The following is a 17,629-nucleotide window of genomic DNA, read 5'->3' as shown; positions in this document are numbered from 1 at the left end:
AGCGAGTTCCTTCGCTCGTTCAAACTGCGATTTCGCACCCACGCTATCCAATAATAAGCTTCTCCTCCGGATAGCGGATATCCGGCTTCTTCTTGCCCGAGCTGAACATGGAGATGAACAGAAACATCCCGATTCGGCCGATGAACATGAGAATGATCAGCGTAATTTTGCCCCCTGGATGAAGTGAACCCGTAATCCCCGTCGACATGCCACATGTACCGAATGCCGACGTCACTTCGAAGAGGACAGCGGACAAATCAAAATGATACCCCTCCGACATAAATACGGCGAATATGCCAGTAAGCACGAGCAGCACAGCCAGCGAGAAGAAGACGAAGCTCTTAAGCGTATCCTCTATGCTGATGGAACGATTGAACGCCTTCGGCACCCGCTCTCCTCTGACAAAGCTTAGAATGAAAAGCACAATAATGGCAATTGTCGTTGTCCGAATCCCTCCGCCCATACTGGAAGGACTCGCTCCAATGAACATCAGCACCGAGATGAGCAGAAGCGATGCATGATGAAGCGACGACACGTCAACTGTGGTCAATCCTGCGCTGCGGGAGGACACCGATGTAAATAGCGAATTCATTAGCTGTTGATGTAACGGCATATGTACGAACGAATGGCCTGCTTCCGTCAGCCAGATGATGATCGCCCCAATGAGCAGCAGAATCGCATGCGTAGTCAGCGTCACCTTCGTGAACAACGAGAAGCGGAACCTTTTATTCGAGATACGGTTGCGGCGTCGGGTGCGGCGAATTAACTCCCACAGCTCCGCCATCACCGGGAACCCGATCGCCCCAAGAATGATTAACAACATCGTGAAGACCTGGACGAAATAATCATTAGAATAACGGATAAGCGAGTCACCGAACAGGTCGAAGCCCGCATTCGTAAAAGCAGACACGGAATGGAACATCCCGTTGAACAACGCATTCGTCAGCGAATCCGTATAGCCGGTTGCATAGAAATAAGCGCCGAACAGCAATGTGCCCGTCAGCTCAATCGCCAGTGTAAGCACGAGAACAACCCTCATAAGCTGCACAAGTCCTGCCAATTGGTTTCGGTTCTGGTCAATCATAATGAGCTTGCGCTCAAGCAGCCCGATGTGCTCCCCCATCAGGAACCAGTAGAAGCTGCCAAGCGTCATAATGCCGACGCCGCCGAATTGAAAGGCAGCCATCAGTACGATTGCGCCGAATGTGCTGAAGGTTTCATTGGTCGGAACCGTCGTCAGCCCCGTTACGCTTACGGCGCTTGCAGCGGTGAACAGCGCATCAATGAAGGGAAGCTTAACCCCCGGCTTCATGCTGATAGGCAGCTTTAGCAGCAGCGTAAAGACGATGATTCCGATCATATAAGCCAAAATAATGATTTTGCCCGGAGAGAGCTTCCTTATTATCGTTCTAAGCATCGTAAGTCAATAATTCCTTTCTGGATCAGGACGTATGGATGTTGTTTGCCCATATTAAGGGCAAAAAATCCTCTCTGCATATAGAGAGGATTGTCTTCGTCTATCGCTACTCCTCATACGGTTCAAAATGATACAAGTTCCCTTCGATGCCCAAATATTTCTTCACGAACCGCTCACGCATCATATCATCGAAGTATAGAGGATCCGCGATATAGACAGCTCCCGGCGTTGCTGCGATCACATTAATCTGCGCTTTAATATCCCGCATCGCCTGCTCGGGGATGTAGTAGTCGCCGCACTGATCATCCATCGCCCACACCAGCACTTCCTTGCAGCTCTCCGTCTGCTGATGCACCTGTTCTTGCAAACATTGAATCGCATGAAAATTACGCTTCTCCAAATAATAATCAATCAGTGCATGGTTGAGTATCGTCGTTGCAACATCATCCAGCACCAGCATTCGACCATCCTTCTTCGAATTCTCTGGCATCGCGACAATCCCCCACTTGCATTTGGAAATAATTCCAGACTATCCCTATTGAGACTTATGTACTATATATATCACATAATGTGTCACCTTGCCACAATTTATTGTTACCCCCGTCTGCGTGCGAAAATAAAAAAAACCCGAAATTCCTTCATAAAAAGGAATTCCAGGTTCTTGACTTCGGAATGCGGTCGGAGGGATTTGAACCCTCACGCCCATAAGGCGCCACCCCCTCAAGATGGTGTGTCTGCCGTTCCACCACGACCGCGGAGTGATATGTGATTGTACATATCAAGAAGATGAAAGTGAGTCATGTAGGATTCGAACCTACGACACCCTGATTAAAAGTCAGGTGCTCTACCAACTGAGCTAATGACTCGCAAATGGTGACCCGTAGGGGACTCGAACCCCTGTTACCTCCGTGAAAGGGAGGTGTCTTAACCACTTGACCAACGGGCCTAATTTCGACTTGTTTCGACAGCTTGTCCGAAGCAACGAAAATTATTATATCCCGCTGGCAAACAAAATGCAAGCACTTTTTTTCAATACAATTTCAGCACCAAAAGCTTAGTATTAATCGTTCACTTCGATGCCTAATGCTAACGCCCTTTTAAGTGCATCTTCGGTAAATTTATGTTTCCTGTACTTCGTTTCAAGCTCTTCCTTAGACATCGGAATCCAGTTAAAATCCTTGTTCTGATAAATCCACACCTTCGTGCCCCAATCCACATGAATCGTACGATTGGCCACCTTCTTCACTAAGCCGATTTCCTTAATAACTCCTGATACACCGAATATCTTCACACAATACTTATTCACAATATCCTTCAACTTCGCTCTCCACCGATCCGTTTATCATCTATCGCTATTATGCCCTAATCAATATCAAAAAAATAAAAAACCCTTGAATGATCAAGGGTTATCAGGTGTAAGGTTGGTGCGGTCGGAGGGATTTGAACCCTCACGCCTTGTGAGCGCCACCCCCTCAAGATGGTGTGTCTGCCGTTCCACCACGACCGCGGAGTGATATGTCGTAAATCCATATCAAGTTATACTAGATGGTGACCCGTAGGGGACTCGAACCCCTGTTACCTCCGTGAAAGGGAGGTGTCTTAACCACTTGACCAACGGGCCTTGCTGCTCTTGTAATCTCGCAGCTAGTCAAGATTCAAGAATAATTGCTTAGTGCCACTTCATAAAAAATGGCGGAGAAGGAGGGATTCGAACCCTCGCACCACTTGCGCAGTCTAACCCCTTAGCAGAGGGTCCCCTTGAGCCACTTGGGTACTTCCCCAAAGAATTGGCTCCCCGAACAGGACTCGAACCTGTGACAACTCGATTAACAGTCGAGTGCTCTACCAACTGAGCTATCAGGGAATATTGTTTGAGTGACAAGAAATAATTTATCACGTCTGAGATTTGAAGTCAAGCATATAAAGCAATAATTGTCCACGGCATCTTCCGCACGCATATCGCCTCGGATCTGTCTTGCGTTTGCGCAGATATTCCATACCGCAGCTGCGGCAAACAAGCTTGAATCTATAAGGCTCCGTCTTGCGCTTCTCCCCTGGCGGAAGCGACTTGCAATAACGCGTGCCGCCGACTTTGGCGAGCAGCTGCTTGAAGTCCGCGTCCCTATGCTGGTATCCCCGCTTCAAAATATGCAAATGATAATGGCAAAGCTCATGCTTGATAATCTTCTCCGTTTCCTCTTCCCCATAATTGCGGAGCTGGTGAGGACTAATCTCGATATTATGCGACTTTGTGAAATAGCGGCCGCCTGTCGACTTCAACCTGCCATTAAACGTAGCTTTGTGGCGAAAAGGAATACCGAAGGACTGCAGCGAAACCCGCTCTACCCACTCCTGCAACTGATGATCCTGCATCGAATGATTCTCCTTGATTAAAGTTACCGCGTAATACTTGAATTTTAAAGGACGAATACGCTACACTGTCAAGAGATATTCATCGGTCACGTCATTAAAGTAGAATATAGGGGGAACCATTCATATGCCAGCAATGCGTTATATCGTGATGAAGAACGGACAAGACGTCTCCTTCGTCGAAATGCCAGCCTCGCACGCCTATCAACTAAGTGCGCTTAATCTGCGCCTTCATAAAGAAATCGACAAGCTAACAGCCGCTGAGGTACCTGTGCTGCCATACGCAATCGCAGAATGCGATGACGTAGAACTGCATGACAAGTCGATTACGGTTCATTCCGGTCTCGATTACGTGAACGCGCTCGAGCAAGACTTCTCCACCATCCAAGAGAAATCGTACCCGCTCATCTCGCTCCTGACGGAAATCCGCGCTCTGCAAGCGCAGCTGGAGCAATGGTACGAAGAAGAACTCGACATCTAGGAACGCTCATTTCGCGAGAAATGCATGTTTTTGTAAATGGGACCTGCACGGACATTCGCCCGCTCTCATAAGCTAGTTATTACAACGAGTGATAGCTGGAAGGAGGGCGAAGCTATGCCGCAATGGCTCTGCAACCAACTGATGCGCGCTTTTCTGAAGAAAGACCGCCGGCAAATTCGTCTCTTGAACGACTGCTGGTACTTCTATCGTACTAGTAATCGTCCTGATGATGATTCCGCAAGCTTATAGAAATGAAATGACAAAAAGGGTGCTATCTCTTTGCAGTGACTTTGCTTTACAAGTGACTGCTCGAAGATAACACCCTTTTTATATACGGATAAATGTTCTGATTTCGCCTATTCCGGCTTACGCATTGTGAGGCTGACTCGCCCCTTCTTCAGATCAACGCTTAGCACCCAGACCGTTACGGTATCGCCGACGGATACGACATCCATCGGATGCTTCACGAATTTGTTGCTCAGCTGCGAGATGTGGACAAGCCCGTCGTTCTTAATGCCGATATCGACAAAGGCTCCGAAGTCAATGACGTTGCGCACCGTTCCATGCAGCTCCATGCCAGGCGTCAAATCTTCAATGCTCAGCACATCTGTGTGGAAAATCGGCGCAGGCAGCTCTTCGCGCGGATCTCTGCCCGGGCGCAGCAAGCTGTCGATAATATCGCGCAGCGTCGGTACGCCAACGCCGAGCTGTGCGGCGATCTGCTCTGTCTGGATCGTGTCCAGCGCAGAACGGAAGGCATCCGTGCCAACCGCGTTCAGCTTCAAGCCGAGCAAGCCGCATAGCTTGTCGACGACCGAATACGACTCGGGGTGAATCGGCGTCCGGTCGAGCGGATTGCTGCTCTCCGGTATGCGGATGAAGCCGATGCACTGCTCATACGTCTTCGCGCCGAGACGCGGAACCTTCGAGAGCGTCTTGCGGTCGCTGAACTTGCCATTCTCTTCGCGGTATTTCACGATGTTCTTCGCCGTAGTTGCATTAATGCCAGCCACGTACGAGAGCAAGGACGGCGAAGCCGTATTGACGTCAACGCCGACATGGTTAACAGCCGACTCGACGACGCCCCCTAGCGTTTCTTCGAGCCGCTTCTGGCTGACGTCATGCTGGTACTGGCCGACGCCTATGGCCTTCGGCTCGATCTTCACGAGCTCGGCAAGCGGATCCTGCAAGCGACGTGCGATCGACACGGCGCTGCGCTCTGCAACGTCGAGCTTCGGGAACTCCTCGGCAGCGAGCTTCGACGCCGAGTACACGCTCGCCCCTGCCTCGTTCACGATAATATATTTCAGCTCGGCAGCACCTTGCGCTCCTCTGGATTTGCGTCCCTTAATCAGCTCCGCGATGAACTGTTCCGTCTCGCGCGACGCCGTACCGTTGCCAATGACGATCAGCTCGACTTGATAACGGTCAATGAGACCGTTAATGAGCTTCTCGGCTTCCGCAACCTTGTTATGCGGCGCTGTCGGATAGGATACGGCAACTTCGAGCAGCTTGCCTGTCTCATCAATAACAGCCAGTTTGCAGCCTGTACGGAAGGCCGGATCAACGCCGAGCACGACGTTGCCGCGAACCGGAGGCTGCAGCAGCAGATTACGCAAATTCGTCGAGAAGATGCTAATTGCATGTTCTTCCGCTTTCTCCGTCAATTCGCCGCGCACTTCGCGTTCGATAGATGGCGCGATCAGCCTTTTGTATGCATCCTCGATCGTCTGGAGCAGCAGCGACTTGATCGCTTGCGCCGTGCCTGGACGGATCAGGCTGCGGTCCATGTAATCATGGATCTTCTCGGCTGCCAAGTCGAGCGACACGCGCAGCACTTCCTCCCGCTCGCCGCGGTTAATCGCAAGGGTACGATGCGGAGGCAGCTTCTTCAGCGGCTCCTGGTACGAATAATACATCTCGTACACCGACTCCTGCGCTGCATCCTTCGCCTCGGTCCGTACGAGACCCTGGTCGAACGTATGGCGGCGCACCCATGCGCGAATCTTCGCATCATCCGCAAGCTGCTCCGCGATAATATCCATCGCGCCTTGCAGCGCTTCTTCTGCCGTTGCCACGCCTTTCTCGGCATCTATGTAACGTGCCGCCTCTACCGCCGGGTCGCCCTGGCGCGGCTGTGACATCAGCCACTGCGCAAGCGGCTCAAGCCCGCGTTCCTTCGCGACGCTGGCACGAGTCTTCCGCTTCTGACGGTAAGGGCGGTACAAATCTTCGATCTCCTGCAGCTTCACCGATGCGATGATCGACTGACGCAGCTCTTCTGTCAGCTTGCCCTGCTCTTCGATAATGCGAATGACTTCGCGCTTGCGGTTCTCGAGATTGCGCATATATTGCAGCTTCTCTTCAATATTGCGCAGCTCGTTCTCATCGAGCTCTCCGGTCATTTCCTTGCGGTAACGGGCTATGAACGGAATCGTATTGCCTTCATCCAGCAGCGATGCCGCCGATTTCACTTTGGTATATGGCAAGCTAAGCTCGGCGGATACCCGCTTCAATATGCGTTCCTGCTCAGCTGCTTGCTCCTCAGGGGTCAGCTCGACCTTTGACGTGGAAGCGCCTTCGAGTTCTTCATCCTTTAGTTTCGTCTTCGTTTCAGCCACGCGTATGATTCCTCCATCAGCTCATGGAATAGATAAAGCCGGCTAAATTAAGCCGGCACAAAAGGATTGTTTGCCATTTCATAACCAATTGTCGTCTGCGGCCCATGTCCAGGATAGACACGAACAGCAGGATCAAGCTTGTAGAGCTTCGTGCGAATGGAATCGTACAAATCGCGTTCCTTGCCTCCCGGCAGGTCCGTGCGTCCAACCGATTGACGGAACAGGACATCTCCGCTAAGCAGATGCTCGCCGCAGAGTAAGCTCACGCTGCCTGGCGAATGACCCGGCGTATGCATGACGCGGAATGTATGGCCGATCAGCTCTAATTGCTGCCCTTCGGAGAGCGCATATTCAGCCGGCTCAGTCGTAAGCGGCGGCGTAACATCCTCCCAGCGAGCCGAGCCGTTCTTGCGCGCGTCCGTCAGCCAGTCCGCTTCCGCATCATGCAGATAGACGGGACAGCCGAAGGTGCGCCGAACATCGTCAACACCAGCCATATGGTCAAAATGCGCATGCGTCAGCACGATCGCCTCAATCGTCAGGCCGCGCTCTTTGATCCGCTCGATGAGACGTTTCGGTCCCATCCCAGGATCGACGATAAAAGCACGCTTGCCCGTTTCCTCGGTGAGAAGGTAGCAGTTGGTTTGCAAAGGGCCGAGCGTGAATGTATCAATCTTAAACATGTTAGACAGAAGCCAACAGCTGGCGCAGCTCGCCCAGGATTACTTGCTGATACGCCGTACCTTCACCATATCGGCGGCCCATTTCTTGACGGGCAATGCCAATGTTCTCTTGGTAATCCGCCGCTTCACGATCTGGATTCGCTTGCTTGAACGCAATCATCACTTCCTGTACATGCGCCGGACGCGGACCCCATGTGCCAAGTACGTGACCACCAGTATCCGCGATAATGACAACCGGAACCGAGCGGCCGCCCATTGTCAGAAACTCGTCCATCGTATCGAGATGATCTTCCATAATAAGAACGTCAACCGGCATCTGTGTCAGCTCAAACGCCTTGAACACAACCGGAATATTGCGGACAACATCGCCGCACCATTCTGCCATCAGGATAAGGCAGCGCAGATCGTCGCGATTCGCAATCGACTCGAAAAACTCGCGGTCGTCTTCTTGGGCCCACTCGAAACGATTGCCCCAATCTTGGAAAGCTTCTTTGTTCTTCTGCATGGTATCTACGAATTGCTGCGGGCTAATGCCTTTATTCAGCTTGTTCGCTACATTCTTCGCCATCGTTATTCGCCTCTTCTCTAATTAGATAGATTGCTTATAATATCCAATTGTATCAAACGGTTCACTCTCAGTACAAATGCCCCATTAAATTGTTTTGCCCTTGCGCTTCATTACTTTGTAGAGCACGTAGATAACCAGAACGGCAATTGCAATCAGAATCGCTGGCTGCACGTAAGGCGCTGCTTTCTCATCGATATGCTCCCAGTTCTCGCCTGCTGTCTTGCCCAAGTAGACAAAGAGCAGTACCCAAGGTATTGATGCGAGCGTCGTAAGCAGCGTGAACAGCCCGAACGACATTCTTGCCATCCCCGCCGGAATTGAAATAACCTGACGCATAACCGGCACGAAGCGCGCTGTAAATACAATGCCTGCTCCATAACGGAGGAACCACTGCTCGGCGATGTCGAGATGCTTGGGTTTGATTTTGATAAACTTCCCGTATTTCTCGAAGAAAGGACGGCCAGCGTAGCGGCCAATGCCATACAAAATCCATTGCTGCGCCACTGCGCCTATTACACCGAAAATGAATGCTCCCAGAAATGTGATTTTACCCTCGAACACTAAGTAACCTGCGTAGCCAAGCACGATTTCGCTCGGAATAACTTCCATCATGAGCCCGATTAAAATGCCGAAATAGCCGAGTCCCTCAATCCAGTGCAGCAGCTTGTCTACGATTTCATGAAATAAGCTCAGGTAATCCATCTCCAATCCTACCTATAATTTGTATGGCTCCATAGGGTATTCTAGCACACTTGCAAACCCGCTTTAAAGCAAAGTCATCGCTGCCTAAACCTACGCATAGACTAGCTATCATATTCTGTGAAAGCAGGTGGGCGGTTATGTCAAATATTTTTGTCATTAGCAGAAAACAGCTGTGGCTGTTTTTCCTTGTGGTGATGGTCATGCTCACAGCCGCTTTCGGGCTGCGGTGGAACCAAGCACGGGCTACGCTTGCTGCCCAGCAAGACATGCGCGTGATCGAGCTCGTAACGGGCGAGTTCAAGACGAAGACAGATGACGGCAAAGAGCTTGAGGTATATCGCTTCGATCCCGGCACCATCGTCGTGAACAAGGGCGAACGTGTAGAGCTGCGAATTACGGGGGTAAACGGAAAATCGCATCCTTTTGTCATCCATGAGCTGGGAGTAAAGGGCGAGATCAACAAAGGCCAGACGACGACGGTACACTTCACCGCGGCGCAAAAAGGGACATACCCTATCCTCTGCCTCACGCATACGTCGCTTGCCAACGGCGGACCGATGATTGGGTACATTGTGGTGCAGTAACATGAGGCGGTGTGCGAGAAGCCAGGGAAAACCTCGGAACCATACGATTTATACGGGCGAGAATGGGACAGGTTTCGCGTGTGGGCGTGCGAGAGGTGCGAGTGATTATAAAGGATGAGCTCTCAGCTGAAAAGGTAACTGAAGAGAACGAAAACTAACCTGGACAGATACTTGAGAGAACTCATATGTTCTCTCAGAATCTGGAATGTCCAATTGATTTCCTATCTTTCACCTCACATGGTGGGTGACAATGGATTTTCGCGGATGTGGGGTACGTGGTACTCCTCTTTGATGGGAATCGGCTGTTATTTCTTATGTAAGATGCGATGTACTTCTCTTTGCTGACTAGTATGCGGGACTTGTGACCAGTCCGATTCGGGACGCATATATAGGGGTAAGAGAGGAGTCGGTGATGATGAAATCCGCTGCCCCGAAGCATGATTCGGCTTATCCGAGCGCCCGCAAAGTAAGACGCGCCTGCCAAAATGAGCTTTATCGCACCATCAAGAGACTCGGCGTCTATATTCCGAAAGAGAAGGTCGAGCAAGCCGAGAAGCTATATTTAGAGAAAGTGACATTCAATCTTCACTTTATTCATGAGAACGCCAGCAACCGAAAGCTGCTGTCTGACTGGTGGGATGAGAATGTGAGCGGAGAGATCGCCGCTTTATGGGAAGTTGATCGGGCGAAGCTGTGCGCAGCGTTCCGCGATGCTTTTGGCGGATGAGCGCAGGTAAAGCAAGAAACAAGGAACAGCAGCACAGCCCTCCCAAAGAGCCGTGCTGCTGTTGTCATGAATGAGGGATATGCTGTCTGTTAGCCAATGATGGCATAAGCTTGGACACCACGTGGGATCGTGCGCGTACGGAACAAGACTCCGTTCGCATTAAAAGTACGGACGGTATAAGAGACATTGGTCGGCGTTCCGATGTTGTTGAAACGTGCAACACCGAAGCTGTCGAAGGAAGCTGTTGCGAACAACTGGCCGTTCCGGAACAAACGTGCGAAGAAGCCTGTTGTGTCGAACGGAACTCCATCTCTGTTTACCCAAAGAATAGTAAGTCGATTAAAAGTTGGGCCGGAGCTGGAGCCGCTTGGGCTATTCCCGCAGCAGCTTTTTTGAACCGCCTTACGGATAACTCTACCCGTACTATTGGGAGCATACTGTAGTGGTTTAACGCGTTTTGTAGTCATTAACATCACTCCTTTCGGGGTTTGCTATCAGCATATGCATGCGCCCCTTTGATAGAGTGGACAAACCTTAGGGGTGATTGGCCTATTTTTTGGTGGGAGAGTGGTAGAAAGAGAAGTTTGGTTTAGTCATAGCCGAGAAAATGATAGGTGCATGTTGTTCACATTGAAAATAAAAAGAACGTCTCATTGCCAAAGCTGGCAACCGGACGTTCTTTTAGTTAGACGAGCTACGACGAGAATCCACCTGTAGCCGTTGCAATGGTTTCCTCGAGCGGAGCTTTACCTGCTGGAGGACCGATCTGGAGCAGCAGCTGGCGGCTCTGCTCCGCTGCTTCTAATGAGGCGGCAGTGACCGCAAATTTGCGGCTGTTCACGCCGAGAGCATGGCGTTCTAGCGCCTCGTACGCCGAATAGAAGGCAACGGCCGAATCCGCGGCCAGCCTCGCATCCTCGAGGCGCCCTGCAGCTCGCATCCCAGCGGCGAGCTGCGACATGGTCACGACCGCTTCAGTCTGGCGATCCAGACTGAAGCGGTCGTAGCGAAGTGCAAGGCGCATATAATACGCTGCGCCTTGCACATTGCTTTGCTCGGCCGATAATTGGCCGAGCGCCCAAAGCAGCGGCACGGACTGCGGCTCATACCGCAGCCCGGCCGCGAGCAGCACCGCCCGTTCCGGCGGCGGTGACAGCTCTGCCAGTTCGATGCGAATCCGCGTCCAATACGGATTCGCATCGAACGCCGCGCGAAGCGCGGCTGCTTGCGCAGTACCGGAGGCGGCAGAAGCGGCCTCACGGTACTGCACGGCGCGATCGAACCGCACGCCGAGTACAGCGGCGGCGGCAAGCCACACCGCAGCGGCTGGCAAACCTAGCCGCCTCCACGACCTCACACTCGCTACCTTTTCCCGCTCCCGCTCCACCACCACGCTCGCTACCTCTCCCAGCTCCCGCTCCACCAACTCTACGCTCGCTACCTTTTCCTGCTCCCCCATAAAACAAACCACAATACAAATAAGCAGCAGCCAATAATAACCGAACGACATGTCGAAGTCGATTGCAGCATGTAGCAGCAGCACACCAATCGGAACAAGCCCGATTCGATCCGAACGCCAGACCTGGCGCAGAAGCATGACCCCCACTGCCGTACAGACAAGCAGTCCCACAATACCAAGGTCAAGGGCGAGCTCCAGGTAACCGCTGTGCACCTCATTACCGACATAGGGCTGCGATTGCACCTGTGTGAAAAGCATGCGCCAGCTCTCTCCGCCCCTGCCGAAGAACGGTGCTTGGCGAAATAGCGTCCAGGCATCCTGATAAAACAATCTGCGCGCTCCTGCCGTCTCGTATCCCCCGCTCAACCTGCCGTGAGCAAATGAGGGGAGGAGCAGCACGAAGGAGGCTAGTCCCGCTAGCAATCCACTCCATGCAACGACGCTGCGGCGCTTAGCCTTCACATGTTGAAGCAACCAGTACAAAGCAACGAAACCAGCGACTGCTACCACGCCAATCGCAGCCAGCCATGTCAGCTCCTCGAGCGTAGCACTTGCATGCTCACCGCGAACACCAATACCAACAATCAACCGATAAGCAAACACTACGCAAACCAACATCCAACCACTATACAGCAGCCAGAAGTCCCGGTTACTTATTCCCGTTATTCCCGCTTCTCCCTCTCTTCCCGTCTCTCCCTCTCTCGCTTTTGCACTCGCACCGATCCCTTTACGATCCGTCCTCTTCCCCCCAACCAACCAAAGCCCTATCAACCAGCCGATTACCGTCACAAGCCATGCCCCGCGCGACTCCGTAAGCAACAGCACAAGTGCGGATGGAACGATACCTGCCGAAGCCGTAGTAAGCGCCAATCCTGCACGGGACCTCACTGCTTGAATGAGAAACCATAGCAAATAAGCCCCAGCAACTGCACCCAGAAAGTTCGGATATTGCATGAAGCCTGCAAGGCGGCCGCCGACTGCAGAGAGTCTAGTATCGGTCGTTGTCAGCACGATATTCGGAAACGCAATAAGCCCCATCCAGCCCGCGAGTGCGCCTCCAATGACATACAATCCGGAGCCATGCAGTACCGTGACAAGATATCTTCTTTGCTGTTTGGCTCTGAACCATGTCATCGCAGCAAACAAGAGAGCTGCATAAGCTGACCAGCGAATCGCCTGTTCCAGACTGCTCTGAACAGAAGCGGGATGATGTAGCAACGCGAGGACGTACAAGAGTGCGATGGCCAGCAGCCCATAAAGCCCATAAACGGGCGTCAGATTCTTGTCTCCCTTAATCATCCATAACCTATGCGCGGCGACCGCGAGCGTGCTTCCAGCAATGATAAGCCATTCCCAGCGAAAGAAATCGGTATCAAAAAACATGCCCGCATTGTAAGCGCAGCCCGAGAGGACCAAGAACGCAAGCAATGACATGAGAATTTGTAATCCAACACTTCGCATCGTATTCTTGTTCCCTCCTTGCTGCGCTACCGATACAGCTTCCTTTTTCATCCAATTGTAGCACATCGCCTTCATACAAAAAAAAAGACACCTACCGGGTGCTCAAGCATCCGACCTGCGTCTTGATGTACAGTCTATATAATTTTGAAGCTAGGTCAAGCAACTACCTGCTCTTGCTCTTCGAAGCCTTATCTTGCTTCAACTTAAAATAAGCCTCAACCTGCGCACGAAGCAAATAAGCACGAAGCGCGCGCTGCTTCAGCTCGTCCAAATCATGGAAGCGGGCACCGTAGAACTTCCCGTCGCCTTGATCCTCAATCCGAATAATGTCCAGTCCACATTCAAAGTTGAAACCGACGGACAGCGATAAAGTTAGCGATTCACCTTTCTGAATATCCGAGCCTCCGGCAGTAAAGACAAAGCCTATACCGGTATCGCTAATATTTCGAATGGAGATGTCTAACTGATCGTCAATTTCAACGGTAGTCTCGCCTTCATCCGTCTCTATCGTTCTGGACAGCGTCCTCGTAATCTTTCCCTTCGCCATAACGGCGATACGAACAGATTCCCGTTTCTCATCCAGCCCTTCGAGCGCACGAACAGGGAAAATAACGGCCAACGACCCTTCAGCCTTGGCTATTACCGTCGACTGCAGCCGATGAATGCCAACTGGAGAATAGATGGTCATGCTTACAGGATCGCCAAGCTCAAAGTTTTTGAATTCGGTCATTTCGATTTCCATCATGTCGCCTTCTGCATGAGCGAGTACACCTGTTGAAACATACCCCTCTTTCTCAACAACAGTCCGGCTGTGCAGAAGCGCTTTGGTGGAGAAGTTCGTCTTGCTCGTGCCGTAATTGTCTTTTGAACTTTCGTATATGCGTGCCATAGTAGTTGTTTTCCCCCTTCAGATGAAAGAACGCTCCCAATATGGACCTGCGAGTGTTATCCCGTTATAGCTCTCTCGTAATCATCAGATTCTGCTCATTCTTCAAATCAATATCGTAAGCCTCCGCAGGCGTCTTGCCGTCCGCTTCTCGAATGACTCTCACAATCGGACGAGACACGGCAAGCGGATCATTGCTGACGACAACTGCAGTTTGTCCAGTGCTGAGAAGTACGGTTGTTGCAGTCGGATAGATCGAGATATGTCTGCAGAACAATTTGATCAAATCAATGTTGAAGTACGTATTGCCTGCTGCAAACAGAAACTCAATCGCCTCTGATGGCGTATGGCGCTTCCGATGCGGCCTTGGTGAAGTAAGCGCGTCGTACACATCAGCAATCGCGACAATCTGGGCATATTCATGAATGCCATCGCCCTTCAGCTTGCGCGGATAACCGGAGCCATCGTACCTTTCATGATGTTGCAGTGCGCAGTGCGCAGAGAGAAGTGAAATATCATGATGAGCACGGATCGTATTGAAACCGTCTTCGGTATGCTTTTCCATAAGAATACGTTCTTGGCCTGTTAGAGCTGCCGCCTTCGTTATAATCGCCTTGGGCACTTGTGTCATTCCGATATCAAACATCAATGCACCCATTCCGAGTTCTTCCAGCTGATTGCGATTGTAGCCTTTGGCAAGCCCCATGATGCCAGCCAATATCGTAACATTCAGTGAATGCTGGAACAAATAACTGTCGGCAACGTGAATATTCGTCAAGCTAACCATAACGTCTTCACGATGAACCAAGTCCTGCATAATGTCGCCGAACACTTTGCGGAAATTACGTCCAAGGTCCGGAGCAATCGTCCTGCCTTTGATAAGAGGCTGATCCATGAGCGATGTCATGGTTTTGAAAATGCTGTCAGACGCTTTCTTCCTTGTATCATCCTGTATAGCCGATGTTGGCTCTAATCCTTCCGTGAGCGGATCATCGATAAAGAGCATATCGATACCGAGACCTTCCAGACGATCAATGAATCGCTGGCTTAGCTCAACTCCGGCTCCTAGCAAAATGTTCCCGTTCTCTTGGTGAATAGGGCGGGCAAGCTTTTCCCCCGGTTTTACGGAGTTAATGTGAACCTTTCTCATCGTTGTTCCCGCCTTTTATCGCTTACTGCATATTATGCTTGCAACGCTGCCGGTTCGGTTACTTGCTTCTTGCGCAAATACTTGTCAGCGTACATTCGTTTGTCGGCGCTTTGCGTGAGCTGTCCCAGATCTGAACCGTGCTCCGGATACGAAGCATGACCTGCCGAAACCGACAGCCTAAGACCAGTCTTTAGCGATATGCTTTGAAGCTGTTCATGGATTTGATTCATTAGTCTTTCCACAAGTTTCTCATCGGCATAAGGGCAAATGATAATAAATTCATCGCCGCCCCACCGGCCAACAATCTCCCCTCGGTCTCCGCACTGCTTCAGAGTAGCTGCTATGGCAGCGAGCGCCATATCGCCTTGCATATGCCCTAAGCGATCGTTGACATCCTTGAAATCATTGACATCGAGCAGCATTACGGTCATTCTCTTCCGTTTGCGCTCGGCCTGCTGCTGCAGCGATTTGAAGCTATCCTCAATAAAACTGCGATTATATAGAGCGGTTACACGATCCATTGACGCCTCGTGCTTCAAGCGGTCATACTTCGTTCCAAGCAGCCAACCTAAAGAAAAGACAGCCGTCGCAAACGAAGACAAGCCTATTACGACGGGGAGCAGCATATGTGCATGATTTGCCAATACACTCAAGCCGCCGGCAGCGGCTGTTAAACCCAGTGCAACTGCCAATGCTGAATTCCGCCCATGATGCGACATTCGCTTGCCCCCTTCATCGTTACAGATTGACGACCCGGTTACGTCCGTCATCCTTCGCGCGATACAGCGCCGAATCTACTTTCGAGAACAATTCTTTTAAGTAATCCTTGATGTCATCATGCTGCTGATGGAATGGCTCTTGTACGGCTACCATCCCCATACTGACCGTAACCGAAATCGGAAGACGACCTCGCCCAATCGGGATTTGATTATTCTCTACAGCTTCGCGGACGCGCTGCGCAAGCATCTCCGCTTGCTCCCTTGTCGTATGCGGCAAATAGAGCGTAAACTCTTCGCCGCCGTAACGCGCCAATATATCTGTCCGTCGCAAAGACGAGCGAACCGCTTCCGCTGTGCGCCGAATCGCTTCATCGCCAACGACATGTCCGTAGGTATCATTCACTTGCTTGAATAAATCAATATCGAAGAGGATAAGCGCAAACGGAATCTTATATCTCATATTCGTCAATACTTCGTGTTCAAGCTGCTGCATTAAATATCTGCGGTTGTAACAGCCGGTCAAGCTATCCGTGATCGCCATCTGCTCCAGCTTGCGGTTCGCCTGGAACAGCTCATCCTGCATATAAATCAGCGCTCGGTTCCGCTCTTGCAGCGAGGAGTTATGCTCCTGCGACTTCATGATCAGCGACTTCAGCTCCGTAATATCCTGGAACGTAATGACCTTGCCGATGCGGCGGCCGCTCACCATAATCGGAGCGACATGCAGGGAGAAATATTTTGCCGGCATACGATTCTGCTCGATCACAATCTCCGTCTGGATCCGACTCATAGGCTGATGCTGATACGCCTCCAGGAACGTCTCTTCACCCTCTGTATCCTGCGAGTAACCCTTGAGCAATTTCGCCATATTCAGCTTCTCGCCGATATGGGTCCGAATGTACGGACTTATAATCCGGTTCATCTCGATGACTTGATCATGCTCGTCCAGCACGATAATACCGACAGAGAGCGTGTCGACAACGTCCTGATGCGCGATCTTAACCAGGTCGAGCGTACGGTTCCTCTGCAGGGCGAATACGAAATACAGATTGGACAAGACAATGCCAAGCGAAGTGAGCCCCGGCACTACAGGCAACCACGGGTCAAGCACAACATTCACAAACAAATCCAAGAGCGCCAAGGAGACGAGAATGACAATGCCAATAAGCGCATTGACGATGCTCACTCTGTCTTCCTGCTGCGCTTTGCGCAGCCTGTAAGTTTGCAGTAACATGCGAATGGAAATCCCATAATAGAAGATTAGCATCGCTGCGAGCCCCCAAAAGATAGGACCATAAATCCGTTCAATGTAGCTTCCATTAACCGCATGCATAAATAAACCTGCCGGATTCCATACGACAAACGCCGACATGAGCAGCGAAGGCGAAACCATGCAAATTAAAAATTTACGGCTTGGCCGATAGGCGGGGTTCACTAAGAACTTAGTAAACAGGAGCCACCCGAAGCCAAGCATCGATAAACAGACAAAGGAAATGTTAATGTAAACAATCTGGAGGTTGGGATTATCTGTTGTGTGGACACCGACTTGACCAATCGGCCAAAACATCATGAAGAAGTGGAAGAACAAATATACTTTATGCTGCGTCGTTATGACGTTGAATGTGAATACATAGATGAAGGTAACCAGCAAAAATAAAAATAAACTAATATCAAGCAAGGTCATCAGTCCCATATTCTTCACCCAAATCATCAAATAAATGTTTTCTATGTAGAAAGGCTCGGGACAAATTGCATAGATTCAGCTTCATTCTAACATACCCATTATTTGTTCGACAATAAC

Annotated in this window: 18 protein-coding genes and 7 tRNA genes; 4 read left to right on the top strand and 21 right to left on the bottom strand. The window is 51.0% G+C overall.

Annotated elements, in window-relative coordinates:
* Nucleotides 1-43: 43 nt before the first annotated feature.
* The 11 genes from AC0YNX_RS26340 to AC0YNX_RS26290 all read right to left on the bottom strand — a co-directional run bounded on the left by AC0YNX_RS26340 (nt 44) and on the right by AC0YNX_RS26290 (nt 3,790).
* Nucleotides 44-1,417, bottom strand: a complete 1,374-nt coding sequence (locus AC0YNX_RS26340) for a TrkH family potassium uptake protein (protein ID WP_475818672.1) — start codon at nt 1,415-1,417, stop codon at nt 44-46.
* 106 nt (nt 1,418-1,523) lie between these two features.
* The gene (locus AC0YNX_RS26335; protein WP_475818671.1) at nt 1,524-1,907 is read right to left on the bottom strand and encodes a hypothetical protein; all 384 of its coding nucleotides are present in this window, start codon (nt 1,905-1,907) and stop codon (nt 1,524-1,526) included.
* A 183-nt stretch (nt 1,908-2,090) separates the two neighbouring features.
* Nucleotides 2,091-2,172, bottom strand: a tRNA-Leu gene (locus AC0YNX_RS26330).
* A gap of 38 nt (nt 2,173-2,210) precedes the next feature.
* Nucleotides 2,211-2,283 (bottom strand) — tRNA-Lys (locus AC0YNX_RS26325).
* A 5-nt stretch (nt 2,284-2,288) separates the two neighbouring features.
* Nucleotides 2,289-2,363 (bottom strand) — tRNA-Glu (locus AC0YNX_RS26320).
* Between the two features lie 114 nt (nt 2,364-2,477).
* Nucleotides 2,478-2,723, bottom strand: a complete 246-nt coding sequence (locus tag AC0YNX_RS26315; protein WP_475818670.1) for a hypothetical protein — start codon at nt 2,721-2,723, stop codon at nt 2,478-2,480.
* 116 nt (nt 2,724-2,839) lie between these two features.
* A tRNA-Leu gene (locus AC0YNX_RS26310) sits at nt 2,840-2,924 on the bottom strand.
* Between the two features lie 39 nt (nt 2,925-2,963).
* Nucleotides 2,964-3,038, bottom strand: a tRNA-Glu gene (locus tag AC0YNX_RS26305).
* 69 nt (nt 3,039-3,107) lie between these two features.
* Nucleotides 3,108-3,198: transfer RNA gene (locus AC0YNX_RS26300), tRNA-Ser, on the bottom strand.
* Nucleotides 3,199-3,205: 7 nt separating this feature from the next.
* Nucleotides 3,206-3,281: transfer RNA gene (locus AC0YNX_RS26295), tRNA-Asn, on the bottom strand.
* Between the two features lie 29 nt (nt 3,282-3,310).
* Nucleotides 3,311-3,790, bottom strand: a complete 480-nt coding sequence (locus tag AC0YNX_RS26290) for a SprT family protein (protein WP_475818669.1) — start codon at nt 3,788-3,790, stop codon at nt 3,311-3,313.
* Nucleotides 3,791-3,914: 124 nt separating this feature from the next.
* On the opposite strand from AC0YNX_RS26290, the gene AC0YNX_RS26285 reads away from it, so the two are divergent.
* Together AC0YNX_RS26285 and cmpA are read left to right on the top strand one after the other, a co-directional pair.
* Complete coding sequence (locus tag AC0YNX_RS26285; protein ID WP_475818668.1) at nt 3,915-4,268, top strand: hydrolase/acyltransferase; 354 nt, start codon at nt 3,915-3,917, stop codon at nt 4,266-4,268.
* A 114-nt stretch (nt 4,269-4,382) separates the two neighbouring features.
* Nucleotides 4,383-4,517, top strand: coding sequence for a cortex morphogenetic protein CmpA (cmpA, locus tag AC0YNX_RS26280; protein ID WP_132482541.1), 135 nt, complete (start codon nt 4,383-4,385; stop codon nt 4,515-4,517).
* Nucleotides 4,518-4,624: 107 nt separating this feature from the next.
* Here the strand turns inward: cmpA and AC0YNX_RS26275 are convergent, their stop codons facing one another.
* The 4 genes from AC0YNX_RS26275 to uptA form a co-directional block, all read right to left on the bottom strand.
* Entirely contained in the window at nt 4,625-6,823 is a 2,199-nt protein-coding gene (locus AC0YNX_RS26275; RefSeq protein WP_475818781.1) for a Tex family protein, read from the bottom strand.
* 113 nt (nt 6,824-6,936) lie between these two features.
* A complete protein-coding gene (locus AC0YNX_RS26270) occupies nt 6,937-7,572 on the bottom strand; it encodes an MBL fold metallo-hydrolase (RefSeq protein ID WP_475818667.1) in 636 nt (211 codons plus the stop codon).
* A 1-nt stretch (nt 7,573) separates the two neighbouring features.
* Nucleotides 7,574-8,140 (bottom strand): thioredoxin family protein, encoded by a 567-nt coding sequence (locus AC0YNX_RS26265; protein WP_475818666.1) that lies wholly within the window; start codon nt 8,138-8,140, stop codon nt 7,574-7,576.
* A gap of 84 nt (nt 8,141-8,224) precedes the next feature.
* Complete coding sequence (gene uptA, locus AC0YNX_RS26260) at nt 8,225-8,842, bottom strand: undecaprenyl phosphate transporter UptA (protein ID WP_475818665.1); 618 nt, start codon at nt 8,840-8,842, stop codon at nt 8,225-8,227.
* A 137-nt stretch (nt 8,843-8,979) separates the two neighbouring features.
* Between uptA and AC0YNX_RS26255 the strand changes: the two genes are divergently transcribed.
* Together AC0YNX_RS26255 and AC0YNX_RS26250 are read left to right on the top strand one after the other, a co-directional pair.
* Nucleotides 8,980-9,426 (top strand): cupredoxin domain-containing protein, encoded by a 447-nt coding sequence (locus AC0YNX_RS26255; RefSeq protein WP_475818664.1) that lies wholly within the window; start codon nt 8,980-8,982, stop codon nt 9,424-9,426.
* A 415-nt stretch (nt 9,427-9,841) separates the two neighbouring features.
* A complete protein-coding gene (locus AC0YNX_RS26250) occupies nt 9,842-10,153 on the top strand; it encodes a dehydrogenase (RefSeq protein ID WP_475818780.1) in 312 nt (103 codons plus the stop codon).
* An 89-nt stretch (nt 10,154-10,242) separates the two neighbouring features.
* Here the strand turns inward: AC0YNX_RS26250 and AC0YNX_RS26245 are convergent, their stop codons facing one another.
* The 6 genes from AC0YNX_RS26245 to AC0YNX_RS26220 all read right to left on the bottom strand — a co-directional run bounded on the left by AC0YNX_RS26245 (nt 10,243) and on the right by AC0YNX_RS26220 (nt 17,539).
* Nucleotides 10,243-10,620, bottom strand: a complete 378-nt coding sequence (locus AC0YNX_RS26245; RefSeq protein WP_475818663.1) for a hypothetical protein — start codon at nt 10,618-10,620, stop codon at nt 10,243-10,245.
* A gap of 227 nt (nt 10,621-10,847) precedes the next feature.
* The gene (locus AC0YNX_RS26240; RefSeq protein WP_475818662.1) at nt 10,848-13,124 is read right to left on the bottom strand and encodes an O-antigen ligase family protein; all 2,277 of its coding nucleotides are present in this window, start codon (nt 13,122-13,124) and stop codon (nt 10,848-10,850) included.
* 112 nt (nt 13,125-13,236) lie between these two features.
* A complete protein-coding gene (locus tag AC0YNX_RS26235) occupies nt 13,237-13,962 on the bottom strand; it encodes a PilZ domain-containing protein (protein ID WP_475818661.1) in 726 nt (241 codons plus the stop codon).
* Nucleotides 13,963-14,026: 64 nt separating this feature from the next.
* Nucleotides 14,027-15,109, bottom strand: coding sequence for an HD-GYP domain-containing protein (locus tag AC0YNX_RS26230; protein WP_475818660.1), 1,083 nt, complete (start codon nt 15,107-15,109; stop codon nt 14,027-14,029).
* A 32-nt stretch (nt 15,110-15,141) separates the two neighbouring features.
* A complete protein-coding gene (locus AC0YNX_RS26225; RefSeq protein ID WP_475818659.1) occupies nt 15,142-15,828 on the bottom strand; it encodes a GGDEF domain-containing protein in 687 nt (228 codons plus the stop codon).
* Between the two features lie 19 nt (nt 15,829-15,847).
* Nucleotides 15,848-17,539 carry a histidine kinase N-terminal 7TM domain-containing diguanylate cyclase gene (locus AC0YNX_RS26220; protein WP_475818658.1) on the bottom strand — a complete coding sequence of 564 codons (1,692 nt, stop codon included), beginning with the start codon at nt 17,537-17,539 and terminating at the stop codon, nt 15,848-15,850.
* Nucleotides 17,540-17,629 lie beyond the last annotated feature (90 nt).

This window comes from Paenibacillus sp. J31R98, from assembly GCF_056269245.1.
This window is presented reverse-complemented; position numbering and strand designations above follow the sequence as displayed.